Annotated in this window: 25 protein-coding genes, 1 tRNA gene and 1 riboswitch; of the genes, 7 read left to right on the top strand and 19 right to left on the bottom strand. The window is 45.0% G+C overall.

From position 1 onward, the window contains the following. The first annotated feature begins 59 nt into the window (after positions 1 to 59). Positions 60 to 824: a Fe-Mn family superoxide dismutase gene (locus DESRU_RS08565; protein WP_013841710.1), complete on the top strand. Its 765-nt coding sequence runs from the start codon at positions 60 to 62 to the stop codon at positions 822 to 824. 40 nt (positions 825 to 864) lie between these two features. Here DESRU_RS08565 and DESRU_RS08560 read toward each other — a convergent pair whose 3' ends face one another. The 6 genes from DESRU_RS08560 to DESRU_RS08535 all read right to left on the bottom strand — a co-directional run bounded on the left by DESRU_RS08560 (position 865) and on the right by DESRU_RS08535 (position 7,270). After that, entirely contained in the window at positions 865 to 1,578 is a 714-nt protein-coding gene (locus tag DESRU_RS08560) for a cell wall hydrolase (protein ID WP_013841709.1), read from the bottom strand. A 110-nt stretch (positions 1,579 to 1,688) separates the two neighbouring features. After that, entirely contained in the window at positions 1,689 to 2,519 is an 831-nt protein-coding gene (locus DESRU_RS08555) for a DnaD domain-containing protein (RefSeq protein WP_013841708.1), read from the bottom strand. 173 nt (positions 2,520 to 2,692) lie between these two features. Further along, positions 2,693 to 3,541 (bottom strand): phosphate ABC transporter permease PstA, encoded by an 849-nt coding sequence (gene pstA, locus DESRU_RS08550; protein WP_013841707.1) that lies wholly within the window; start codon positions 3,539 to 3,541, stop codon positions 2,693 to 2,695. Between the two features lies 1 nt (position 3,542). Continuing rightward, complete coding sequence (gene pstC / locus DESRU_RS08545) at positions 3,543 to 4,394, bottom strand: phosphate ABC transporter permease subunit PstC (protein WP_013841706.1); 852 nt, start codon at positions 4,392 to 4,394, stop codon at positions 3,543 to 3,545. Between the two features lie 139 nt (positions 4,395 to 4,533). Beyond that, on the bottom strand, positions 4,534 to 5,394 hold the full coding sequence (locus tag DESRU_RS08540) for a phosphate ABC transporter substrate-binding protein (RefSeq protein ID WP_013841705.1): 861 nt from the start codon (positions 5,392 to 5,394) through the stop codon (positions 4,534 to 4,536). A 208-nt stretch (positions 5,395 to 5,602) separates the two neighbouring features. Next, complete coding sequence (locus DESRU_RS08535; protein WP_238446395.1) at positions 5,603 to 7,270, bottom strand: methyl-accepting chemotaxis protein; 1,668 nt, start codon at positions 7,268 to 7,270, stop codon at positions 5,603 to 5,605. Positions 7,271 to 7,681: 411 nt separating this feature from the next. Here DESRU_RS08535 and DESRU_RS08530 point away from each other — a divergent pair, with 411 nt between their 5' ends. The 4 genes from DESRU_RS08530 (at position 7,682) to DESRU_RS08515 (ending at position 10,940) form a co-directional block, all read left to right on the top strand. Continuing rightward, complete coding sequence (locus DESRU_RS08530) at positions 7,682 to 8,827, top strand: sensor histidine kinase (RefSeq protein ID WP_013841703.1); 1,146 nt, start codon at positions 7,682 to 7,684, stop codon at positions 8,825 to 8,827. Positions 8,828 to 8,845: 18 nt separating this feature from the next. Further along, the gene (locus DESRU_RS08525) at positions 8,846 to 9,505 is read left to right on the top strand and encodes a response regulator (protein WP_013841702.1); all 660 of its coding nucleotides are present in this window, start codon (positions 8,846 to 8,848) and stop codon (positions 9,503 to 9,505) included. 258 nt (positions 9,506 to 9,763) lie between these two features. Continuing rightward, complete coding sequence (locus DESRU_RS08520) at positions 9,764 to 10,474, top strand: NAD(P)/FAD-dependent oxidoreductase (protein WP_013841701.1); 711 nt, start codon at positions 9,764 to 9,766, stop codon at positions 10,472 to 10,474. Positions 10,475 to 10,493: 19 nt separating this feature from the next. Then, the gene (locus tag DESRU_RS08515) at positions 10,494 to 10,940 is read left to right on the top strand and encodes a hypothetical protein (RefSeq protein WP_013841700.1); all 447 of its coding nucleotides are present in this window, start codon (positions 10,494 to 10,496) and stop codon (positions 10,938 to 10,940) included. Between the two features lie 30 nt (positions 10,941 to 10,970). Here the strand turns inward: DESRU_RS08515 and DESRU_RS08510 are convergent, their stop codons facing one another. After that, positions 10,971 to 12,125 carry an alkaline phosphatase family protein gene (locus DESRU_RS08510; protein WP_013841699.1) on the bottom strand — a complete coding sequence of 385 codons (1,155 nt, stop codon included), beginning with the start codon at positions 12,123 to 12,125 and terminating at the stop codon, positions 10,971 to 10,973. Between the two features lie 260 nt (positions 12,126 to 12,385). On the opposite strand from DESRU_RS08510, the gene DESRU_RS08505 reads away from it, so the two are divergent. Continuing rightward, positions 12,386 to 12,462: transfer RNA gene (locus DESRU_RS08505), tRNA-Pro, on the top strand. Positions 12,463 to 12,840: 378 nt separating this feature from the next. On the opposite strand, the gene crcB (DESRU_RS08500) is transcribed toward DESRU_RS08505, so the two are convergent. From crcB (DESRU_RS08500) to gcvH, 8 genes are all read right to left on the bottom strand, one after another. After that, positions 12,841 to 13,203 (bottom strand): fluoride efflux transporter CrcB, encoded by a 363-nt coding sequence (gene crcB, locus DESRU_RS08500; protein ID WP_013841698.1) that lies wholly within the window; start codon positions 13,201 to 13,203, stop codon positions 12,841 to 12,843. 13 nt (positions 13,204 to 13,216) lie between these two features. Continuing rightward, positions 13,217 to 13,654 carry a fluoride efflux transporter CrcB gene (crcB, locus tag DESRU_RS08495; RefSeq protein WP_238446393.1) on the bottom strand — a complete coding sequence of 146 codons (438 nt, stop codon included), beginning with the start codon at positions 13,652 to 13,654 and terminating at the stop codon, positions 13,217 to 13,219. Then, positions 13,630 to 13,785 carry a universal stress protein gene (locus DESRU_RS21760; RefSeq protein ID WP_081461993.1) on the bottom strand — a complete coding sequence of 52 codons (156 nt, stop codon included), beginning with the start codon at positions 13,783 to 13,785 and terminating at the stop codon, positions 13,630 to 13,632. Before DESRU_RS21760 ends, crcB (DESRU_RS08495) begins: the two co-directional genes overlap by 25 nt. 286 nt (positions 13,786 to 14,071) lie before the next feature. Further along, a riboswitch (Fluoride riboswitch) is annotated at positions 14,072 to 14,131 on the bottom strand. A 75-nt stretch (positions 14,132 to 14,206) separates the two neighbouring features. After that, positions 14,207 to 14,917 carry a Crp/Fnr family transcriptional regulator gene (locus DESRU_RS08485; protein WP_013841696.1) on the bottom strand — a complete coding sequence of 237 codons (711 nt, stop codon included), beginning with the start codon at positions 14,915 to 14,917 and terminating at the stop codon, positions 14,207 to 14,209. A gap of 174 nt (positions 14,918 to 15,091) precedes the next feature. Further along, complete coding sequence (lpdA, locus tag DESRU_RS08480) at positions 15,092 to 16,468, bottom strand: dihydrolipoyl dehydrogenase (protein WP_013841695.1); 1,377 nt, start codon at positions 16,466 to 16,468, stop codon at positions 15,092 to 15,094. 68 nt (positions 16,469 to 16,536) lie between these two features. Then, positions 16,537 to 17,985, bottom strand: a complete 1,449-nt coding sequence (locus DESRU_RS08475) for an aryl-sulfate sulfotransferase (protein ID WP_013841694.1) — start codon at positions 17,983 to 17,985, stop codon at positions 16,537 to 16,539. A 32-nt stretch (positions 17,986 to 18,017) separates the two neighbouring features. Beyond that, positions 18,018 to 18,857, bottom strand: coding sequence for a hypothetical protein (locus DESRU_RS08470; protein WP_013841693.1), 840 nt, complete (start codon positions 18,855 to 18,857; stop codon positions 18,018 to 18,020). 15 nt (positions 18,858 to 18,872) lie between these two features. Continuing rightward, a complete protein-coding gene (gene gcvH / locus DESRU_RS08465) occupies positions 18,873 to 19,271 on the bottom strand; it encodes a glycine cleavage system protein GcvH (protein ID WP_013841692.1) in 399 nt (132 codons plus the stop codon). A gap of 233 nt (positions 19,272 to 19,504) precedes the next feature. On the opposite strand from gcvH, the gene DESRU_RS08460 reads away from it, so the two are divergent. Next, entirely contained in the window at positions 19,505 to 20,437 is a 933-nt protein-coding gene (locus DESRU_RS08460; protein ID WP_013841691.1) for a LysR family transcriptional regulator, read from the top strand. A 98-nt stretch (positions 20,438 to 20,535) separates the two neighbouring features. Here DESRU_RS08460 and DESRU_RS08455 read toward each other — a convergent pair whose 3' ends face one another. The 4 genes from DESRU_RS08455 to DESRU_RS08440 form a co-directional block, all read right to left on the bottom strand. Then, a complete protein-coding gene (locus DESRU_RS08455; protein ID WP_013841690.1) occupies positions 20,536 to 21,876 on the bottom strand; it encodes an MFS transporter in 1,341 nt (446 codons plus the stop codon). Positions 21,877 to 22,178: 302 nt separating this feature from the next. Then, complete coding sequence (locus DESRU_RS08450; RefSeq protein ID WP_013841689.1) at positions 22,179 to 22,781, bottom strand: dienelactone hydrolase family protein; 603 nt, start codon at positions 22,779 to 22,781, stop codon at positions 22,179 to 22,181. Between the two features lie 28 nt (positions 22,782 to 22,809). After that, positions 22,810 to 23,769, bottom strand: coding sequence for a toxin-antitoxin system YwqK family antitoxin (locus DESRU_RS08445; RefSeq protein ID WP_013841688.1), 960 nt, complete (start codon positions 23,767 to 23,769; stop codon positions 22,810 to 22,812). A gap of 161 nt (positions 23,770 to 23,930) precedes the next feature. Further along, positions 23,931 to 25,085, bottom strand: coding sequence for a polymer-forming cytoskeletal protein (locus DESRU_RS08440; protein WP_013841687.1), 1,155 nt, complete (start codon positions 25,083 to 25,085; stop codon positions 23,931 to 23,933). Positions 25,086 to 25,101 lie beyond the last annotated feature (16 nt).

The following is a 25,101-nucleotide window of genomic DNA, read 5'->3' as shown; positions in this document are numbered from 1 at the left end:
GTAACCAAAAAGTTCCAGTCGAATACAATATTACCAGGAAGTTAAAGGATGTGATATTCATGCCAAAGCATATTGTTAAACCGGGCGACACCATTAAAAATATTATGAAAAAGTATAAAATTGACCTTGACGCTTTAATTTTAGCCAATCCCCACTTAAACCAATTTGAACGTCTGAGTCCCGGAGATACCGTTTATATTCCCGGTTTTACCGACGGAACCTTTGCCCAGTTAGAGATTCGTCCTTTAAAACCCTCATTGCTGACGATGCTGGGCCTATCCGTCCGGCAAATACAAGAACACTACGCCCTTTACCAGGGTTACGTAAGCAAAACCAATGAAATTCGTTCAAAACTCGGTTTAGCGGATCGCACTGAAACAAATACTATTTTTAGCTCCATCCGTTCTCTAAAAAAAGAAGAAGCCTTTGCCATCAATGGATGCAAGCTTCATGAATGGTACTTTGACAATCTGGGCGGCCGCGGGGGACCGGTCAATGGTCCCATTTTACAGGCCATTGTAAAAGATTTTGGCTCTTCCGAATATTGGGAGAAAGATTTCCGCGCTACCGGTTCAGCCAGCCGAGGCTGGGCTATTTTAGGTTTTGACCTTGACGACGGCCACCTCCACAATTATGGCTTAGATGCCAACGACTGCGGTTCTGTGTTTCGTTTTGAACCCATCCTGGTCATGGACGTTCATGAACATGCCTATTTTCTGGACTATGGTACCAACCGAACCAGCTATATGGAAGCATTTTTTAAGAATATTGATTGGGCTGTTGTTAATTCCCGTTGGATCAGCCTAAAGCAAATTAGCCTTTAAACTTCCTAAGCATAAGGAAAAGTCGGCCCGGGGCCGACTTCTATATCTTGGTGGCAAAAACGTGATTACCGATTTTCGTAATAACCGGAAGGGTTCTAATCCATTGATCTTTGGCTACGGACGGGTTGTAAAAAAACAGTGCTCCGTCGGTAGGATCGTGGCCCATCAAAGCTTGTAACGCAGCTTCCACAGATTCCTGATCCGGTTCCAGATTAATGGATCCATCCTGCACGGGTGAAAACTGGTAAACCCGGCCATTGCTTTCTAAAATGACTTCTTTAATGCTTTTGGGAAAATCCGGACTGGCCAATCGATTTAAGATCACTGCCCCAACAGCAACTTTTCCTTCAAAGGATTCTCCCCGGGCTTCGGCATGAATCAGTTTGGACAGCAACCGGATTTCATCCCTTGATGCTTCACCTCGGGACAAAACCATGCCGTAGGGAGACACAGTGGCGGTGGGAATCGTTAACCTTTGTCCAGGGTAGATGACCGTTTTTTTGAGATTGTTTACTCTCATTAAAGAAGTTAGAGATACATTATAATCCTTACAAATCTGATATAAAGTATCCCCCGCACTGACGGTGTAACCAATTTGGAAACTGGATTGATCCGGTTCCATAGAACCGTATTCTAAAGCACCCGCACCGTCGCTAGTCTCCCCAGCGGCAGCCGCCGTAACGCCAACCAAGCCGGATGTGACTGCTAATACAATCGCCAATATTCCGGCGATTTTACGGTACTTCCTATTCATTATTTCCTCCTTTCTTACCCAATTGATAGTTTGCACATTTCTGGCAACAATATACATATGAACTAATAAAAAAAATAAAACGCCTTTAAGCGTTTTATACGAAAAAGTTCTTAGCTGTACATGGATCTCATTAAAGCTTTCTTTTTTTGGTCCATTCGGGATCCTGATTCGGTCTCAGTTTTGCGCTGACCCTGCTTAGCTCGATTTTCCGAAAATATTCGTTGGTATTCCATCACTTCCTGAAGGGTTCTCAGGTTATTTTTCTTCCATCCCAATAAAATACTGCCAATGTACTTAAAATTGTGCTTTCCTCTCATCACGGCTTGTCTCAAGGCTTCCAGAATTAAATCAACTTCCATTTCTTCTATCCAAGCCGCGATTTGCTCCACTTCCATGGGGGAGAGCAACCGTCCAAATTCCTTTTCAAAGGTCTGGCACAAAATTTTCTGCTGGGCGGAAAAGGACAGATCCGGTTCATCTTCTATTTTCTCCGGTCCTTTTCCCTTATGATTCATTTTTTGAGCAATATGGTCCAACTCTCTTTTTTGATTTAAGGCCCAGACCTCCGAAAGCTCAAAAACCAGCGGTTCAAAATCGTATCCCTGGACAATGGAACCGTCGCTGTGATTGTAATAGTTGGTAATGCCAATGATTTTTTTATCCAGCAGGCTCTTAATTTGCCTCTCTATGAGCAGCGGATCCGCTGCCAGGCAGCCGGCCAGCGCTTCCGTGCCGGGCATCAGTTGCTGCTCCTCATTGCGGAACCTAAGCAACTGAATAATCAGCATCATTTCAGCATCGGTAATTCCAACTTCCCGGTAATATTTTAAAAACAGGTTAGGAATTCCGGTTATTCCACTGGTAAAAAGAGCAGATCCGAAGTAAACGGTCATGTTAGTAGCGTCAAATTCCTTTTTAAGTGGTCTTCTGTTTGGTGACATGACCAACCCCCCTTTAATTCCTTCCATTATTTTACGGTAAGGTTGGCAATCTTGTCCACCACCATTAAACCAAAACATATCAAAAAAAACCTCTGGTTCATGTCCTTGGACAATGAGGGTTTTGTTTACGTCCTTTTAATAAAAAATAAATCAAGGTCCTTGAGGACCTTGATTTAGGCAGCCAGATTTGAACTCATTTTTTTCATGATTCGGGTAGCCAGCATATTAATGATAAAGATTAAAATAATTAACACCGTAGCTGTGGCATAGGCCTTTTCCATAGATATTCCCTCCATGGCCAGGATATACAGGTGAACGGACATGCTTCGCCCGGGGTCCATAATGGATGTGGGCACATTCAGGGAACTGCCGGCCGTTAAAATAACCGCAGCGGTTTCACCAACCACCCTGCCAATACTGAGGATTACTCCGGTAACAATACCGGGCAAAGCCGAGGGCAGTACAATCTTCCAAACGGTCTGCCATTTGGTAGCCCCTAAAGCCATACTTCCTTCCCGGTAACTGGCAGGAACGCTTTTAATGGCCTCTTCACTGGTGCGAACGATGGTGGGAAGAACCATGAAAGCAAGCGTAAGCCCCCCTGACAACAGAGACCAGGAAAATCCCATAAACAAAACCAAAAAAGCAAAACCAAATAATCCAAAAATAATAGAAGGAATTCCTGCCAGGGTCTCGGTGGCAAAACGGATCACCTTGACCAAGGGGCCTTTTTTAGTATATTCCGTCAGTTGAATGGCGGCCATAATACCGATGGGCGTGGCGATGGCCAGGGAGATGCCGATTAAATATACCGTGCTGACAATGGCAGGGAAAATTCCCCCTTCCTTTCCCATACGCTCCGGATGTTCTGTTAGAAAGGACCAGTTAACGTGCGCCAGACCGTGCTGTAAAATATGAAAAATAATGGCCATAAGGGCTCCAACCGTGATCATAACAGACGCCCATAGACATATGCGGGCAATCTTTTCTTCCAGATATACCGCTGACCGAACTTTTTGCATGTTATTCACCGATCCTTTTAGGTACCAGCATCACCATAAAGTTTAAAATCATAATAATCACAAATAATACAATCCCGGTGGCAAACAAAGCCTGAGAATGTTCCCCGGCAGCATAACCCATTTCAATGGCGATGTTGCCGGTTAAAGTTCTAACCGGTTCAAGGATGCCTTTGGGCAGAGAAGCAACATTGCCCACTACCATGATAACCGCCATGGTTTCACCGATGGCCCGTCCCATCCCCAGCACAATGGCTGTAAGAATACCTGAACGGGCACTGGGTACGATCACTTTTTTTATGGTTTGCCAGTGGGTAGCGCCCAGGGCCAGGGAACCTTCCTTATATTCCCGGGGTACGGCCCTGATGGCGTCTTCCGATATATTAATCACCGTTGGCAGAATCATAATGGCTAAAACGATGGAACCGCCTAATATGCTGAAACCCCTGCCCCCGAATATTTCTCGAATTAAAGGAACCAGGATGATCAAACCGTAAAATCCATAGACCACGGACGGAATGCCTGCCAGCAGCTCAATGGCCGGTCGGACAATCCGGGTAACCCCCTTGGGAGCAATTTCCGCCAGGAAAATGGCACAGCCTACACTTAGCGGCACGCCCAAAAGAAGCGCTCCGAAAGTGACCAGGAAGGAACCCACAATCATAGACAGCAGGCCGAAATGTTTGTCCAAAGGATGCCAATCACTGTTGGCAATAAAATGGGTAAGACCATATTTTTGCATTACAGGAAATCCGTCGGCAAAAATGAAGTAGGTAATCAGCAACACTACTAAAACGGCAACAACCGCGCTGATCAGTAAAAATTTTTCTATGATTGCTTCATGTATTTTTTTCATCCATTGGCCCCCATATGAAATAATAAAGAAAATTGGGCCTCCGCCAAACTTGGGCAAAAATGGAGACCGGGTGAAATCGGGATAGAGGGCGGCACAAGCCCCCTCTTCCCAGTATAGTTCAAATAATCTGTTTACGGAATTACTTTGCAGAAATGAAGCCGGATTCTTCTACAATCTTCTGACCTTCTTCACTCATCACGAAGTCAATGTAGGCTTTGGTTACATCATTTACATCCCCTTTGGTCAGGTACAGGAAGGGACGGGAGATTTTAAAGGAACCGGACACAACGTTATCAACATTGGGTTCAACACCATCAATTTTTATCCCTTTAACTTCTTCGTTTAAAGAACCGAGAGAGATATAACCCACCGCATTTTCGTCACCGGCAACCGTTGTGCGTACCGCACCGGTAGAAGGCTGGGTCAAGGCCTTGTCAGTAAACTTGGCTTCTTTGCCTAGTACCAGTTCTTCAAAAGCGCCACGGGTACCGGAGCCTTCTTCACGGTTTACCACACTAATGGCACCGTCTTTACCGCCAACTTCTTTCCAGTTGGTAATCTTTCCGGAAAAGATATCTTTAACTTGATCCATGGTTAGTTCAGCAACCGCATTTTTGGAGTTAACAATTACCGCAATTCCGTCCAGGGCAATTTTATGTTCCGTAATGCCCATGCCCTTTTCTTCTTCCGTCAGTTCACGGGAAGAAGCTCCGATTTCAGCAGCTCCTTCATTGGCTGCCTTTACCCCGGCAGAAGATCCGCCACCCTGAACATTAATTGTAACACCGGAATTTTTGGACATAAAGGCTTTAGCCAATTCTTCCGAAAGAGGTTGTACCGAGGTAGAACCTGCGATAGTAATGGAACCGGACAGACTGCCTTCTTTTTTCTCTCCTTCCGTTGAGGGAGTCTCTTCTTTGTTGCCGCAACCGGCAAAAACCACTGAGGCAGTTAAAATAAGTGCAAATACCAGCATCCATTTTTTTGTGTTCTTAAACATTTTCTTCCTCCTTGATCTTATTCAATTAATTAGTTCATCGGCCTTTATGGTTGAAGGATCTCGTAGTCATGATGAATTGAAACGAACCCCGCTTCCTCTTTGCTTCCCACCTCCTGATTCAATTTTATCCGTAGTTTGTTAATATTTAATTTTTCCTTGGTAAACAAAGCATTAAATGCTTGTTAAGTTTGTATTAAAAGGCAAAAAGTTAAGCTACCTGTATGGTCTCATTGCTTTGCTTGCCTTCTTCACCGTACACAGTGCAATCGGCTAAAGATTCCTTTTCCATCGTTTCCACTGGATTTAGCGAAGCCAGCTTAAAACCGGCCAATCTGCTTCTTAAGGCACCGGACAGTTCATCCAGGGTCCGGGCAGTGCTGGCAATTTGATGTGCCGTGGCGCTGTGCTGCTCCTCCTGGCGGTACGGATCCCCGGCCAAATCCTGAATGAGCTCTTCCACGGTGGCAGTACCAAGGGATATTTGTTCCGCCCCCTGGTAAATATTGCTGATCTGCTGCCAGGTAGAATGAATGGTATCCACAATGTGCTGTAAAGCATCCTCGGCCCTCAAGGTGGCCGAAATCCCCTCCTCCGCAATACTTTTGCTTTGTTCCACCTTTTCCAGGACCAGAGAACTTTCCTTGGCAATGGCGGCAATGATTTGTTCAACCTCTTTGGTGGTGGAGGCCGTATCTTCGGCCAATCGCCCCACTTCAGCGGCCACCACTGCAAAACCCCTTCCCTGTTCACCTGCCCGGGCAGCCTCAATGGAAGCGTTCAGTGCCAGTAAATGGGTGTCCTTTGATATTTTTCGAATTAAATCCACTAATCGGCTGATTTCCTGAACCCGGGTTCCCAGATTGCCCACAGCTCTGGCTTCTTCTGCAATAACTTCATGGTTCTGATTGATCACCTCAACCAGTTTTTTCACAGACCCGGTTCCTTCTCCCGCAGCCTTCATCATGCTGCTGCCGGACTCCTGGGTAACTCCGGCCATGGCTGTAATTTGCTGCACCGAGGAAGACATCATCCCTACAGCCTGGCCCGTTTTTTTCACAGCATCCAACTGCTGATCGGCTACCTGAGACATTTCCCGGCTGCTTTTTAAAAGCACCTGGGTGGTTTGATTTAATTCATTTAACAAATATGCCAGTTCCTTAAGCATAGCATTAAAGGCAACTCCCAACTGGTTAAATTCCGGACCGACCCCCCTTTCCACAGCCCGAACCGTTAGGTCACCGGTACGGGCCCGCTCCATCATTTTAATCATCTGCTGCAGCGGCAGGCAAAATTTGCGTGTCCCATAAATACAAAGAATGGTGGCCAATACCAACGCCCCCAGACCTACCCCCAGGGCCATCATTCTCATATGACTCACGGGTGCCAGGTAATCTTCTTCGGCAACTCCTGCCACAAAGTACCAGGGTCTACCCGGAATGGGCTCCATGACTACCGTGCATTGAACTCCTCCCAGCAAAGCCGACTGACTTTCCCCATTTTTTCCTTTTTTTAATAAAGCTGCAAGGTCGCTTTCCTTTGGCTGCAGGGGTTGTTCCTGCTTCACCGGCACCACCGTTTTACCTTGGTCATCCACTACATCCACATAGGCGCGGTAGTTTAAAACTTTATAAGCATTGCGCTGCTTGGTTAAATAATAGTCTGTTTTACTGGCAATTTCTCTTTTATCCATACTGTGAAGCATGATGGAAATTTTATCTGCATTATCCGTTGCGGTAATTTTTATCCTGCTGGTCATCACACTGGCAATACTGGTTTTGGCTTCTTCAAAAATCACCGTTCCCATCCCGGCAGTGATCAATAAAATGATTACCGCAAAAACAATGACCATTCTGGCCTGCAGCGAAATATTTTCCATGGACGGTTTGGGAATAGAAAAAGTCCGCTTAAAAGAAAAGGGTTTCATAACCCATTGCTTAAAGGACGGCTTTTTTACTGTCAAATAATTTAAAAAGAAAGAAAAGCCTGTCCCTGGGACTTTCCTTTTGATCTTTCTCTTGCTTTTTTTCGCTTTTACCCTGTTCAAAATGCCTCTTAACACCCAATTTCCTCCTATCCTATATAGAACCGTTGGTTCCTTGTCCTAAGGCAAGCATAATACAAGGGAATTAGGAGAATGTAACCGGAAGATTAAATTTTGCGTAGAAAATGTTAATATATTTACCAATAAAAGACTTTGTGCTAATTTACATTTTTTTGAAGGAAATTCTCCAGATTTTAACGAATAAGGAGATAGATCCAAAAATAAAGTCGGAACGGCGGTCTTCGTATGCCAATTGATATTAAAACTTTGGATAATATTATTAAAGAAACCATTGCCGCTATCGAAAAAAGTAAGGAACAGCTTTATTTTATTGCAGAGAGCGCTCGCCAGGAACAGCAAAGAGTTCAGGATCAAATTCAAGATATCAAAGAGCAGGTAGCGATTATCATCCGTGATGTGAATACCCTGGAGTCCGATGAACGAAAATCCAGAATCCGTTTAATGGAGGTAAGCAGGGACTTCCGCCGCTACTCTGAAAAAGATATAAAACAGGCTTATGAACAGGCCCAGGCCATTCAAATAAAGTTAATCATGCTGCGGGAAGAGGAAAAAACCTTGCGTTTTAAACGGGATCATCTGGAGCTTACCTTAAAACGCATGAAGGATACCGCTGAACGGGCAGAAAAGCTGGTTTCTCAGGTGGGTGTAGCCATGCAGTTTCTCAGCAACGGTCTGTCCGGATTAAGTGAAAAGCTGGAGAACCTGCATGATATGCAGCAGCTAGGGCTTTCCATTATCCGGGCCCAAGAGGAAGAGCGCAAAAGGGTGGCTCGGGATATTCACGACGGCCCCGCCCAGTCCATGGCCAATATTGTCATGAGGGCGGAATTTTGTTTAAAACTGCTTGAAATGAATCCCAGTCTGGTGAAAGAAGAGCTTATTTCTTTGCAACAACTGGTTCGTCATGGTTTGCAGGATGTCAGAAAAATTATCTTTGATCTGCGCCCCATGGTTTTGGATGATCTTGGATTAATACCGGCGCTTAAAAGATATATGGAAGATTATAAAGTTCAAAACGGCATTCATGTGGAATTCGTTTTTTTTGGCAATGAACGCCGACTGAATGCTTCATTGGAAGTCTCCATCTTCCGAATGATACAGGAAGCACTAACCAATGTAAAAAAACATGCCCAGGCAAGCAACGTTATTATAAAAATGGAACTAAAATCCAAGCGCATCAACGTATATGTAAAGGATAACGGTTGTGGATTTAACAGAGAATTGACCAAGCCCCGTGAAGACGGCAGTGGTTATGGTCTCATCGGGATGCGGGAGCGGTTGCAGCTCCTGGAGGGAGATTTAACGATCTCCTCTGCACCAGGAAAAGGTACGGAAGTATCTTTCTGGATACCTATCGAAAACAATGAGTGATTTCATTTGGGGGTGTATATGGGGATGAAGCTCATTAATTTATTAATTGCTGATGATCATGCTTTAATTAGGGAAGGACTAAGAAAGATTTTGTCCATCGAGCCGCAAATCCAGGTGGTGGGTGAGGTTGAAAACGGACAAAAGGCTGTGGAATTCTGCAAGCAAAAGGAAGTTGACATTGTTTTAATGGATATTAATATGCCGCTGATGAATGGCATTGAAGCCTGTCGGGCCATTAAAGAGGAACATTCTCAAATCGGTATTATTGCTTTAACCATTCATGACCAGGATGAATATTTATTTGAACTCATAAAACATGGCATCTCCGGCTATGTACTCAAAGATGTCCACCCGGACCAACTGATCCAAACCATTCTCGGCGTAGCCCGGGGTGAATCTTTCATCCCTCCTGCGCTCACAGCCCGTGTCCTGGCCGAATTCAGCCGGCTCACTTCCAGCGAGCAGTATGACAAAAAGCATCAGGCGCTTACCGAGCGTGAAATCGAAGTTCTTAAACATGTGGCCAAAGGCCAGAGCAACAAGGCCATTGCCAAATCCTTATTTATCAGTGAAAAAACAGTGAAAAACCATCTCACCAATATCTTTCAAAAAATCGGGGTGGTGGATCGAACCCAAGCGGCCTTATACGCCATCAAAGAAAAATTTGTAGACCTATAACACCCTAACAACAGGGTGTTCTTTTTTTAGCCGTGGGTTCCTTTGGGAAGTTGATACAACTCAGCGCAAACCCCGAAATCGGGAAAAGTCTTTGCAAGAAGAGGAAAATTAAATAAAATTGTCGAATTAAATGGTTAATATTGGATCATCGTTTCCACCAGCTCAGGCTAAAACCCTTGAGCAGTAGGCTGCAACCATTTGTCCTATCAACGGAGAATGGCAGCCATAATGGAAAATATTTGTATAGGAGGAATCACTTTGGGCGAAGCCATTTTCCGTCAACAGCGTAACGGTTTATATGCGGTAAATATTGTTGTTCCCGGAGGCATTCTTACGCCGGAACAATTTATGGGACTAGCCGAAGCCGCACGGGACACAGGCGTCTGGAGAATTAAATGTGGCATTCGGCAGACTTTGATTGCCGTTCTGGAGGAAGAAAATATTCCCGCTTTATTGCAGGCACTGAAAACACTGGATCTGCAAATTGCACCCTTTGGCAATAAGGTCCGCAGTATAAAGGCCTGTCCGGGTGGCGCCGAACTTTGCCCCAGATCCTTGGGTCCGGCCCTTGAGGTAGGAATCGAGCTGCAGCAGCGCTATCTGGGCCAAGACGTGCCCAAAGATTTTAAGATCTCTACCGCCGGCTGTTCCCGGGGCTGTACGGAACCTTATTGTGCAGACCTTGGCCTCATTGCCAGAGGCGGGGATAAATTTGATGTTGTGATTGGCGGCAGAGGCGCCACTAATCAACCCATTCATGGCAGCAAAGTAGCCGCTGATGTAAACAAAAATAATCTATTTAACGTGGTTGATTTTATTCTGGAAAAATATCGCAGTCATGCCGAGCCTCACGAACGCTTGTGCAAAACCATTGAACGGGTGGGTATAAAGACCTTTACCCCACCTACAGAGCTTTACAGCAGTGGAAAGGAAGAACAAGACGAATTTGCGGCATTTTTAATGGAGTAATGCGGAAAGGATTGATCCTATGTCGGTTGCCAAGAACACGGATGTGAATTTTGAGACCTTAATGAAGATGTTAAACGATTTTTGTCAGAATTGTGATACCCTCTCAGCCGGCCAATGCAAAGAGTCTACTTGTCTGGTGGGCTTTGCCAAAAAGGTTTTGCATTTCGCCGATCAAAAGGGTGTGTTGGACATACCGGGGGCCAGTAAGTTAATTCCCCAAAATGACTTGAAGCCCTATTATTCCGATGCCATATCCAAGACCATTGCTGAAAGCTGTAAACTATGTAAGGAATGCCGGGACAACCATTCGCCGGACTGTGTCATTTCACTGGTAAGGACCTCCCTGGAACATGCGGTTCTTCAGGAGCAAATTGATTATCCTGGCAGTGTGTTTATGTACTTGGCCAAGGTGAAGCAACAAAGCGAAGAAATCTCTACCCAAATCGCAGGCCATCTACGCAAATAAAGAAGTCCGGAAAAATCCGGACTTCTTTATTTAAAACATGAGATACCTTTTCCTTAATAAACGGAAAAGAATTAAATAACCCAATCCTAACAGGATGATAATGGCGACAAATCCAATATGGTACAGGCTGATTCTGTTTTCCAACCCCGCAATTTTTTGATCTCTCAACCGAATCTGTCCCTGGATATTTTCTTTTTCCCGGGCCACCAGTGCCTGTTCTTCTTTAACACGTACTTTCTCCTTTTCCAATCGCCGCATCTCTTCCTGCAAGCGGGCATTGGCATTACTCAGATCCTTTACTCGCTCCTTCATTAAGACATTCTCGTCTTGCCCCGGCATATCTTTTAGCACGTTCCAAAGAATCATACCGTCGGCTTGATCCAGCTTCGCACCATTTAAATATCCGATGGTGGGTGCAATGTCACAAAGGCTTACCGGTGGGATTTGAATACTTTCCTTAAAGGGTAATCCTTTCACAAACAACGGTGGTTTTCCCATGGTCCCGGTAATAATAATCATGCTCCTGGCAAAGGTGTTCTCATCATGTAATTTTCTAAATAAACGCCCCACCTGATTATCCGTCTTGGTAACCGCCATTTTATACTCATTGCTGTCAATACCGTATTCATTGATAACCGAGCGTAGTTCGGGCAAAACAATAATATTTAAATAGGACTGGGTCTGTGACCATTCATTCAAGAGGTTATTGATCACAAGCTCATCCTTGCCGTTAAAAGGTCCGCTGCAATTATGCTCTCCGCGATACAACAGTTTTTTCAATTCCCCCTCGGCCCCAAAGAAGGAAGTACTAATTTTCTTTTGTTCCATTGCTCCTTGCAGGGTTAAACCGTTGAATTGATCTCCCGGTTTAATGAATTGGTGCTTTGCCGGCAGCCTGCCGGTAAGCACCGAGGCAACGGTAGCTTGGGCTGTGTCCGGATAAACCGAAACAACCCCAGAGGCACGAATTCCGGTATTGGCCATTCCATTCATATTGGGGGCTGAGGTTTTTTGCAGGACGTCATCCTGCAGTCCGTCTATAATGATAATAAATATTTTACTCGTTACCACCGGACTCTCTTGTGAACTTGTATCTCCCGATTCCGGCTCGGCCAGACCCTGGGATGAAAATGCCAGACAAATAAAGAGCGCCAGCAATATGCACGGTATTCTACGTATACTCATACCTATAGACCCCCTCCGGGTTTACAATTTCTAGTATTAAATGTATATGGGCTTTGTCCACTTAATATTTCCTGTATTTAAAAATTTTTCCATTCAAAGAATAAAGTAACGCTTATTTGTCAAAACTATCATTAACTCCGCTTTGGTGAGTTTATCTCTCCCCGTCCAGCTATGAAGCTGGACTTTTTTTGTCTGCCATCATTCCCTCTATTGCAATGCCGGTTTTTATTTGTTAAAATAAACCTCGTGAGAAAAACATTCGGGGTGTGGCGCAGCTTGGTAGCGCACCTGCCTTGGGAGCAGGGGGTCGCACGTTCAAATCGTGTCACCCCGACCAAATCTTTATATTTTAAGAGTCCAGAGGTAATCAAACCTCCGGACTCTTTTTTGTATTTGTCTGCGCCAAACCTAGTTCACGGAAGGACCCCATGCCATTAGTGTCAAAGCGTCTCAACATAAGGACTTTCTAAGGATCTTCTGCTAGGTATCAGAGAAGCAGTCCTAAAACAAACTATAAATGGAAATTTCAATCATAAAACAGCAATTTAATAAATCTGTTTCTCCTACAGCAAATTTTTTGAGGCTTGTTAATCCCGTACAATATAATGAAAGATTCAGTTTCCAATATAACGCAGCCAGGAAAAAAGATAAAAAAATTACTCGCCAGCATTTTAGCCAGCGAGTTTTCTATTTATTGTTTTGTTTTGGTTCAACTTTATAAACCCTTTCCGATTAAATAACCAAGATATGCTAAAAAGACGCCAATAATAACACTGAAAACCAGATAGCTTATAGCGAGTAATAACTTCTCTTTTCGTATCAATTCTATGCTTTCAAACTCAAAAGTAGAGAAAGTGGTATATGCTCCCATAAAGCCAGTTCCAAACAAAAAGAAGAATTCAGGCCTTAAATTATGCCTTCCAAAGAGAAAACCAAGTAAAAATGAGCCAGTGAGATTAATGATAAAAGTTGCATAGGGAAATCGTCTGTTGTGCTTGGATTGAATAAAAGCTGATAGCGCAAACCTGCTGATGGCACCAAATAATCCACCAATAGCAATTAAAAGATATATTTTCAAAACCAGGACTCCTTTACATGCCTGTTCTTAACCGGGCTTTTTGATAAATCTTGGTTGAAGCATAGATTCCCAGCCAGGAGAGCGTTAGCCCTGCCATTACGCTGACTAACACATAGGCAATGGCTAGTATAAGTTTGCCTTCAATGATTAGGTTTAGAGCTTCTAGTGAAAATGTTGAGAAGGTCGTAAAAGACCCAATAAATCCGGTATTAATAGCAAGAATATATCTTTTGGGTAGATTCCACTTAAGAATACTTCCATAAGCAATAAAACTTAACAAGAAACAACCAATCAGATTGACACTTAATGTGCCATAGGGAAAAGCCGTTTTGTTTAATCCTGAGACAAAGGAACTCAAGGCATATCTACTTATAGAGCCTAAGATCCCCCCCAGGCCAACTACTAAATAATTCATCATAGAATCACCTACTTCACAATAACGATTGGGCATTTGGCTATTTGAATCACCTTATGACTTACACTGCTAAGAAATAATTCTTTGATATTACTAAGGCCCCGGCTGCCTATTACAATTTGGTCATGTTGCTCTTTCTCGGAAAAATCAACAATTTCCTGTGCCATATCCCCTTGCTTGACGATATATTCTACTTTTAATTGTTTATAATGATCAGTTTCTCCTTATGCTTTTTAAAAATAGAGTTCGCTCTTATTTCAACCAATTTATAGTACTCGTCTTTTTGTTAAGCCCGTCTACCTGAGCAATTTCCACAGTTAAGGTAACAACCGTTAAAACTGAAATTTGAAGATTTATTCCTTCCTCCGCTATAAAAAATACCTCCTTAGAAATAAATGGTTCCTTATACTAAATACTAACCCAGATACGAAAAAACAAAAGACCCCTACCTATTTCTAGGTAGGAGCCATTAGCCCAAGGGCGGTTATGGCGAGCTCCATCGCCATTATTTGTACTTAGTTTATCGATCCTAGATGTTCTTGTCAACGTCTTTCTATCATAAGAACGTCCATAGGATTTTATAAAAAATTAGATATGGCAGCTAAATCCTTTCTCTTTCAGTCTTTCCCAATCCCGCACGATAATGGACCCATCCCTGGCCCTGTTAATGATCCCTTCCTTTTTTAGCTGGGAAATGGCATTGGTAATGGATACCCGATGAGCACCGGCAATGGCGGCCAATTCCTGTTGACTTGTGTGGATGGGCCGGGATTTTTCCCGGTCTCCGTTATTCTCCGCCAAAATGCAGTAAAGGATTCGCGAGACCTTTTCCAGCGTATTACGAAAGGCAAGGTCTTCAATCTGGGTGGCCAGGATACGGGATTTAAAGCTTACCGAATTTAGCAAAATATGGGCTAAGCCCGGTCGCGATATCATTTCTTTCATGTATTTACGGCTGATCTCCAGGGCTTCAACCTCCTCAAGAACCACGGTATGGTACAGGGTAGGCTGTCCGTGAAAAAAAGGCTCCTCGCCCAGAAAACAGCCGGCAGTTACATAGCAAACCGACTTTTCCACCCCACCGGCATTTAAGATGGAGTTGCGTACCGTTCCTTTCAGTAAATAGTACATTTGCTCGCCGCAACTGCCCATCCCAATGATTATGGCATCTCGGGGAAAACACCTTTTTTGACCGATTTTTTGAATCCAGTCAATATCCTCTTTGGTTAAATCCTCTGATTTTAAGAAATGTGCTTTTACCCAAGGTGATGTCGAAAGTAAAGCCGCCTTATCCTTCATGCCTTCTTTCCCCCCGGACCTTAGACCCCATATTGGTGATGGTTATCTCATTATTATCATAACGAAGGGACTTTCAGAAGACAAACAACAAGAATCTGTACTGCCACAATGAAAGTTTTTATCTAAAGGAAAAATCTTAACAAACCTTCATTGCCGTTTCCTCTGCCAACGCCGTTAGCCGTGAATACTTAAGCCGTGTACATTCTCCGCCGCTTCCATCAACGCTTCCGCCAGGGTGGGGTGAGCGTGAATAACCCCAGCCAGTTCCTTGGCAGTCAGACCCTTTTGGACCGCCAGGGTGGCTTCGGCAATTAAATCTGAGGCATGGGGACCAATGATGTGTACGCCCAATATTCTATCGGTTTCGGCGTGGGTCACAACCTTAACAAACCCATCCCCTTCGCCCATGCTCAGGGCCTTGCCGTTGGCCATAAAATTAAACTTGCCGGTTTTGACCGGAAGGCCTTTGTCCTTAACCTGCTGCTCGGTCATCCCCACCGAAGCGATTTCAGGGCTGGTGAAAACACAACTGGGAACCGCCCGGTAATCCATGACCGCCTCCTTGCCCATGATGTTTTCCGCCGCAATTACTCCCTGGGCCGAAGCCACATGGGCCAATTGGTATTTCATAACCACATCGCCAATGGCATAAATCCCTTTTATATTGGTTTGCATTTGATCATTCACTAAAATTTGTCCCTTTTCTCCCAAGGCAACCCCTGCTTTGGACAAGCCCAGGTTATGGGTATTGAGCACCCGACCGATGGAGATGAGGGCTTTCTCGGCGGTAAGGCGTTCACCATTTTCCAATTCGGCCTGTATGCCGCCATCCACTTCGGTAATCTTTTTAATGCACCCATTGGTTTTGATAGTAACCTTTTTCTTTTTAAAAATTGTTTGCATGCGCCGGGAAATGTCTTTATCCTGAAGAGATAAAATACTGGGTGCCGCTTCCACCATGGTAATCTCTGTTCCCAGACTGCCGTAAATATGGGCAAATTCACAGCCAATAACCCCGGCTCCGATAATCAGCAGGCTTTTCGGTATTTCCTGCAGTTGCAGAGCTTCCTCGCTGGTAATGATGCTGGTGCCGTTGTACCCCAGACTTTTAATTAAAGCCGGGCTGGAACCGGTGGCAATCACCATATTTTCACACTGCAGTACCTTGGTTTCACCGTCGCCGGCAACTTCCACCACACCGGGAGCTTTAATTTTAGCGGCGCCCTTAAAAAAATCTACCTTATTTTTATTCAATAGAAATTGGATGCCGCTGACCAGTTTTTCTACCACTTCTTCTTTTCTGCCCTGAACTTTGTTAAAATCCACCACCGGCTGATTCACTGCAATACCAAAGGCCGCTGCCTCCTCCACGCCCTTTAATTTGTCTACAGCAGCAATCAGGGATTTCGTTGGGATGCAGCCTCTGTTTAGACAGGTACCGCCTAGTTGATCCTTTTCCACCAGCGCTACTTTGCCGCCTAACTGGGCAATTCGAATGGCTGCGACATATCCCCCGGGACCGCCGCCAATAACCACAGCATTGTACGTCATGACCTTACCCCCTGTTCACGAATACTTTCCTGATGAATGAACGGGGGGCCGGAAGCCCCCCATTAGATTTATTCTTTTTCTTCAAATTCGTCGCCTGCGGCAACGCACAGGGCACCGTCACCCTGGTAAGGCTTGGTGCCTTCCACCGCAACCTCTTTCTTTCTGCCGGGGCCTGCAGCGCCCGGTACCCGGAAGGTAGTAACATCAATGGGCTGGATGGGAACTTCCTGGGGGCGTTCCACCTGAGGAACCCATTCATAAGGCACCCGGTAAGCCCGGTAAATCATGTTTAGTTTAAATTTTTCACCCCAATAGGGACTGATATATTCCCAAACAATTTCATGCTCTGCGGTTACCTCAATTAGACGTCCGCCGGATCCTTCCGTAATTAAAGTATTGCCGTTGGGCAGTCGCTGGGCGCTGCTGATGAAGGGACTATAGAAACGGTTGCTGTCGGCAGGCACCACCAAACCGGCTTCAGCAGGAGTGTACTGCCAAACAATCTTCAGTGTGGTAGGGTCAATTTCCAATACTCTGGAATAATCCCGCAGAGCATTTTTCGCTCCGGTGGGAGAACCGGGATTAGGTGAACCGTAACCGGCCCAGCCACCATTATCAAATACCAAAATATTTCCTTCACCGGGCAGCCCCCGGGGAATCATGTGGGCATGGTGCTGGCCGATGATCCAGCCCAGTTTCTTCAACTCTTCGCTGCTATCATAGTAGGGCCCTAATTTCCAAACAATTTTGCCGGTTTGCTTATCGATAATGGCGATAATATTGGTTTCACGCCCATCAATAATGATATTATCGGGGTGGAAGCGCTCATCACCGGCATCGTACCACCGGTTGGGGCCCAGCACAGACATGGAGTTCACGTGCATCCAGTCGCCCATGCCGCCGCCGGCGGACCTCATATTGGGATCCCGGGCCAAGATGTTTTTGGCGGCTTCGTCAAAACCCAATTCGTCGAAGTGTTCATTGCAGGCCCATTCCCAAATAATATTCCCTTCCCAGTCTACTTCAATAATGACATCGTCTAAAAGCATTTTCTCCGAAATTTTCGGATTCTTAACATTTTTATGGCAGAGGATCAGCGTATTGCCTTTATTCACCTGGGGGTCCATGCCGGGAACATAGTACCCTACCGGATTTCCTTCGCGCTGATAGTCATGGTGCTGTCTGGCCATCCACTGAGGTTCTTCACCGGGATCTTCAATAAACTCATACTGGTTAAACTTCCAGACAATATTGCCTTCCCAGTCCACCTGCACCAGATCGGTCTGGTCCTGCATGCCAAAGGCGTTATTTCTTTCGGCGGTATGGCCTAGGACGTAGCCGCCGGGAAAAAGCTTATTGGGAAATCCATGCAGTCCTTTCCAAAGATTGATTTCCGAACCGTTCATATCAATGAGCAGCGCACCAAGCTCCCTGGCTTGAAAAATGGTATAACCGCTCCAACTTTTTTCCGGCTTGTAAATGGTGACCCCTGTGGGGTAAACACTTGGATATGTCATATTCCTTCCTCCTGTACTTTTTATATTAAGGCTTAAGCCTTTTCCACTTCCACAAACACCTGATGGTTTCTGGCGGCCGTGCGGTAAGGTAATAAGTCCTCCGCCGCCATGGGTTTCACGGTTTTAAAGCGTTCATCCTTGCATTCTTTGGGATTGAAGCGCTTAATCAGATAAGGATTTTTCATACTGCCGGTTACCTCGGCAATGAATTTAGCGGTCTCTCCTACCTCTTTGGCAGTAAGATAACCAATCTCTCCTTCGGAACGCAGGACGGGAGCTACGAGGGTCTGAAATTTATATTCGGGAAACTGAGTAACCAGGGTCATGGTCTTTTCTACTTCCACAATATCCATGTTGGAACCCACCATGTAACGATAAAGTTCCCTGGGTGCCAATACATTCATAATAACCACTTCAGCCAGTTGCTCATCCAGGATCTGCTGAAGAATCTGGCTGTTTAAGCCATTGGTATCGATCTGCAGTTTCATATGATTGCCTTTCAGGTACCTCAGAACAGCCATAAAGTCTGCAGCATATACCGGGTCGCCGCCAGAAACATGGATTCCGTCCACCCATTCTTTATGCAAAGTGCCTGCGCTAAAAAAACCGTCCAGTTTATTGCCGGAGAGAAGATAGGCGATGGAAGCGCCAATACCCTGACGAATGGCGGTACCGTCGGTCAGCAGGGGAAACTCCACACCTTCCGGGCCGCGAAAAATAGCTTTGCGGTTGGCAGCATAAAACTTTTGAAAGGCTTCTTTTCCTTCGGCCTTCATATCTTGCTCTTCAAAAACAATCCCCCGTTCATCCATCAATTGTTTAATGATTTTACAACGGGTACAGCCGGTGGCTGTGTAAATGGTAAAACTCATATTTCATCCCTCCTTTTACTTAATCTGATTCAGGTACTCTTCCTTAGACAGCAGTTCTTTTACTTCAGCAGGGTTGCTGGGCTTTACAATCACCATCCAGCCGGCACCATAGGGATCTTCGTTCACATTTTGGGGGGCGTCCTCCAGTACACTGTTGACCTTAACAATTTCACCGCTCACGGGCATATAGAGTGCTGAAACAGTTTTGGCTGATTCAGCCTGTCCAAATTCATCTCCTTGATCATAGACCTCGCCCGGATTGGGTAGTTCGACAAAGATAATGCTGCCCAAACTGTCCTGGGCAAAATCGGTAATCCCTATTTTAACTAAATCTCCTTCAACTTTAGCCCAGGTATGTTCGTGGAAGTAATGAAGGTCGTTAAGGAAAGTCAGTTCTTCGATGGGTTTTGTCATGTTCACATTCCTTTCTTTGCTTTTCTCTAATCAACTTTGGGAAAGTTTTCACTGCCCTTTTGCCCCAAGATTAACATATTGCCGGCGAATAAATCGGTAGTGTGGGCTACTTGTAAAGATGGTTTTTCAGCCCGTTGCTTTAGCCATAGGGTTTCTTGATTAAATAAAAAGCTTATGATAAGCTAGGCCTGTATACAACTGGATCAATCATTTCCTGGGAAAGGAGTATGCGAATGGACATTCAGCACTTAAATTATTTGGTGGATATCGCTAAAACAGAATCCATCTCGCTAACTGCCAAGCGATTCTTCATTTCCCAACAGGGCTTAAGCCAAATTATTCAAAAATTAGAGAACGATTTAAACGTTACCTTGCTCCACCGCAACCGTCACGGAGTGACCTTAACCGACGCCGGTAAAGCCGTGGTTGAGCAGGCTCTGGAAATCGTTCAAAAATATGAAGAACTGTTGCAGGTGGTGCAGCCACTGACCAATACCAACGTGCAATCCATAAAGGGTCATCTGTCCATCAGTGCTGCGCCCAACGTAAGTTACAACTATTTACCTGAAGTATTGGACTCATTTAACCGGAAGTTTCCACAGGTGGATGTTCAGGTTGAAGAAAAGCAGCACTTCCTTGAAATTATCCAACAAATAAACGACGGCGTTGTGGATATTGGTTTAGTGATTCTGCCGGACTATTCCTATCAGGAGCAGATTCTTCGAGTGAATGCCACCTTTGAAAAAATATCGGAAAATCCGTTGCTGGCCTGTGTGGCTAAAACCTCTGTGCTGGCCAAAAAGAAAATCATTACCATAAAAGAACTATCCGCTCATCCCATTGCTTTATACAGCCACGAAAACTACCTGAGTATGATTAAACACATGTTTAAGGATCTCAGTTCTTTAAATATCTCTGTAAAAACCAGTTATGTGGAAGTTTATAAAAAAGCCATTCTGGATCGCAAAGCCGTTGGTCTTACAAGTTTTTCAGACTTCAGACTGCTTGATGATGAGGCCATTATCACCGTCCCCATCGAAAACAGCTTTAAATTGATTTACGGGTGCTTTATTAACTCTTTAAATCCTGTCACCGAGGGTTTTCTTAGCATTCTTAAACTTGTTGCGGCCCACAAACTAACCGGAAAAAGAGTGCATAAAGGCTGATTATGGTCACTTTCATAATCAGCCTTATTTATTTTTCATTCAGGAAATTAAGTTACTTAGGCCACTTCCTCCAGTGATTTGCCCCTTTCGGACAGGAACTAACTGATTTCTTCCAGTGATTTGCCCCCGGTGCGCATCCCCCAGATTAACAACGGCACCACTGGCAGAAGGACTAATAGCGCCACCATGTTATAGACTCCGGCAAAACTGTGCTGGGCAAAAACCACCGGTACGGCCAGTTGGATAACTGAAGTGGCCATGCGTCCCGAAGCGTTATGAAAGCCGGTGGCGGTGTTACGCATTTTAGTGGGGTACTGTTCGGCAATATAGCTGAAGCTTACAAAACCTAAGGCCATAACGCAGGCTATGAGGACAAAACCGCAACAAACAATGGGAATAAATCCGTTAACTTGACCAAAAATAACAGCACATAAGCTAATCAAAACAGCTAATATGGCCAGCGGAATTTTCCTGCCGCCCTTGTCGGAAATCAGTGAGGCCAGGAAGCATCCTACCGGTACCCCAATCATTAGAATGGTAGAAGCCATCAGGCTGTCTTCCAGGCTTAAACCTCTTTGGCTTAACAGGGTAGGCGTCCATACAGTCACCACAAAGGTGGCGGGAGTGGTAAGCGCTATGAAAGACAATACCACCAGTGTTCTCTTGATATATTTTCTAGAAAACATGCCTATCAGCACTTCCATTACCTTATTCCTGGGAGATATTTTGGCCGCAGCTTCCGTCAAGTCCACTTTTATGCCGGTAATTTCTTCTACTACTTTTTCTGCTTCTGACAGCCTTTTTTGCGCCACAAGCCAGCGGGGAGACTCTTTCAAATATTTGAGCCCGATAAGAAATCCAATCAATCCAAGCCCGCCCAGATAGAAAATATAACGCCAGGCATCGTCATGCATAGGTACCACCGCCCTGCACATGGCCCCGATAAAGGGAACGGCGCAGAATCCCACCGCAGCCACCAGTCCCTGCCACTTACCTCGGCTTTCGGCAGGAGCCATTTCCGCAATATAGGCCTGGGAGGTCACCATAAGGCAAAAGACGCCAAATCCGGTTAAAGCCCTGGAAATGGTGAATACTGTCAGGTCGCTGGTAAGACCGTTAACCACTGAGGCCAGTGAAAACAACACGATGGCCCCCAGGAATGTTTTCCTGCGACCGATGAGATCGGAGATTATCCCGCCTGTGAGCCCACCCAGGGTCATTCCTACAAAATAGGCAAATTGGATTCTGCCTACATCTGTCATGGTGATTCCCCAGGATTTCATTAGCGCCGGGGCAATAAAACCAAAATTCCAGTTGTCCATTTGTTCGAAAAAATAAGCGAGCATAATGATAAAGAAAAGTATTTTATGCGTGTTGGATACCTTTAAGCCATCAAAATAGTTATTGGATATTTTTTCGTTGGAGATGGTTTTATCCATAACATCATTGCCCCCCTGCAGTTATTTTTGATTTCCGAGCTCAGTCATCATTGTGATAATTATCTTTATTACAATCATACCGATTGGTCGCGGGGATGACAAACAAGTAAACCTTGTGTTGATACAACAATTCTTTGTCGATAAACCTTAGCTTTTTCTCATATGGATAAAAAAAACCGTAATGACACTTTAAAATGTCATTACGGTTCGTTTAATATCTGAACCCGTTTTACCGCGGTCCCCGGCGTCACTTTTTATTCAGATGCACTGCTGCCTTACTGTAAATTGATGTCTTGAGCGAATTAAAAAGTAGATTTTTTAATAAAGTGAAGTGTCTGTCGAAAGGCCCTTTCGCAGGAAGCCCTGCAATAATTTTTTGAATAAGGGTCGGCAAATCCATGCAGGCCTTCATATTTAAGCACCTGCGTGCTTTCTTTTTGGGACAGAGTCCTTATTAAATCGTCCACATGAAAGGATTTTTCTTGTTCCGGAAAGTGCAATAGTACCGGGCAACGAGGCTTAATATCCATATAATCCCTAATCCGGGAACCATAATAGCCAACCACCCCATCCCATTGCTCGTTTTCACTGCACAACCAAGCAATGGTGGCCCCCACGCTAAAACCGATTACATAAACAGAACGATATTGATTGCGAAGGGATTGATTGAGATCTGTAATTTTGGCAACCGAATCTTTAAAACCCACATGGCCAATAAAATAACTGTAGGCTTTATTCTCTCGCCGGTAGTCAAAGGGTTTATTTTTATTCAATAAATTCGGGCAAAACACATCCATCTGTTGTTGAGCTATCTTATTGCAAAAGGTTGCCATATGCTTATTTAACCCGTAAATCTCATGAATTACGATGACCGCAACCTCTGAATCAGCTTTTATGAAAAACATATTACACTGCCCCGTCCCATTTCCGCTTTTAACCCAATGGCAGGCTGTTACAGCCTGTGCAGCCAGCACAGCCGGAACAACTCATTTGCAATTCCAAAGGTTTTACCCTAATGATATACTCCTGAAGGTGGAACTCCTTTACTCTATCTTGGTATAAGCGAATACCCTTGCCAAAGAACTCCACTTTCAACGGTATGGGGTCCATAACCTCCGGATTGAAAAGATTTGGCTTGTGACCCGGTTGAAACAGGTGCTTCTCTCCGTCTTTGCCGGTTATTTCTAACTGATCAGTAGAAGCTAACAGGGAAACCAGGGTTCCTTCTTCGGAAAAGCAAAGGGAATTGGCATCCCCGCTTAATCCTAAAGACTGACAATCATAAGCATGCATTATGCCCACAGGAGTGAGTACCGGCGTGGGTCGAACCGGTTCCAAAGACTTAATCCTCCCTCGCGGGTAAAAGGAAAGCCCTGTCCGAACCTCCATCGGACCCAGGGGCGACTCGATGGCAACCACCTCTCCGGGCCACAGAGTGACGCTCTTTAAAAAGCCTTCGGGATAAAACTGAACCCCGATAATTTTGCTTTTGAACTGCCCGCATAAAAGTTGAAACTCCATTTCATGGGCCAGTTGGCGTTCATCTTCCTCATTCCAGTAGCCTGATAACTTGCCATCCAAAGGAAACACCCGGTGCAGGGAGCCGTCTTCATAAAAGCTCAGGTATTCGCCGGGCAAGATTCCCAATGACGTTGAAATATCCGTCTGCTTTTGCAAGGGAAGGTTTTTTAAACACCCGTTGGGATAAAAGGTCATGGGCTTACCGGTTTTCCTGCGAATTTCGTTGTCTTTATACAGGGGCACCAAAACGCCATAGGGAGTGGGCAATTCATTAGGCTCCACCACCACACAATTTCTCAGCATGCCATTTGGATGGTAATCCGTATAGGAAACTCCCTGAAGTATTCCGTACCGGGTATTTATCATTTCCATAATCATTCTCCCTCTATTTGGAAAGGTATCAGGTAGCGGGGTTTACAGTTTCTTTAAAGTTAGTATAGACCTATTTTCCTTTCCTGCAAAACTTTAATGTTTTAAATTAGAAATTGCCATCGCTTCCATCCTTAACCAATGGAAAGGCTGACGGATCCGCATTAGGAAGCAGCGGGGCCGTCCCCTTGCCTCCATTGGGATAATACCAAGGCTCCCAGTCCTGCGAATAGAACCAGCAGGCTAAAGAACAGACCGAAATAGGGCAGGTTTGTCAGCAAGGCAAGAATTGCAAGTCCCAACAGGACTAACCAGGCGCCCTTGTGCCGTTGGGACCAGTTAAAGCGATTGGCCAGCCAATAACCGGCCCATACGGCAACAATAATTTTGCTTATATACAAAGAGATGCCGTAAATCAACCCCAGGACAACTGCCAAGGGAATCCCGACCACAGTCAGCATTAATAGAAGTACGGTCAGGGGAATCAGCACCAGCGTCAAAGCCCCTGCCCCCAGGGAAGCCAAAGGGCGTTCAAAGATAGGTCTGGCAATAGCAAGCCAGAGCTTCGGGCGCCAAAGAATAACAATCAGCCAGACCAGCAAGGCGCCGGCCACACCCAGGAGTAGGGAAACAAACCGGTTGAGTAATTGATTTTCCGTAGTCTCCTTTGTCTCAGCCTTTTTCCATTGCGTTTCTCCGGTAATTTTCGCCTTACTTTCAACGGTTGCCTGAACCGGGCTTTCATAAGCAAGGTTGCCGTGCAAACTGGCCGAGTCCAGTATAGCTAATTTTTCTGCCGTGATTCTTGTGTCATCCCCTACTTCACCGGATATCATCATGTGCTTGGCAGCAGCCAGCATTTGGCGCTCAATCTTTCCATCGTGTTCTACTTGGGAAGCAACGGACATAACATCCCTCTTCAGTACCGCTTCTCTCAGAATGGATATTTTTTCAGAAGCGGTTAAAACATCTCCGTTTACTTGACCGCCAATGCTTATATTGCGGGCTACACTGTGTAAAGTGCCTTCAATCATACCCGATACTTGAATCTCTTCCGAAGCACTATAAACATTTCCCTTTACTTTGCCGCTAATGTGTACTTTCTGGGCCGCCACAAAAAGTGATCCGTCAATGGTACCGTTTATTTCCACTACATTTCCGCTGTAAAAACCAGGCCCCTTTACCGTTTCCCCGGAATCAATCACAGTTGTTGCTGCCTCATCCCGAATATCCACAGCCAGTGCCGCCGCTGGAATCAGCAACAACAATAAGCAACTGAGTATTATAACGGAAAATGGCTTTCTCCTTTTTCCCAGCATGAATTTGCCTCCTTTA

This window comes from Desulforamulus ruminis DSM 2154 (assembly GCF_000215085.1).
In the GTDB taxonomy this organism is placed as follows: Bacteria; Bacillota; Desulfotomaculia; order Desulfotomaculales; family Desulfotomaculaceae; genus Desulfotomaculum; species Desulfotomaculum ruminis.
This window is presented reverse-complemented; position numbering and strand designations above follow the sequence as displayed.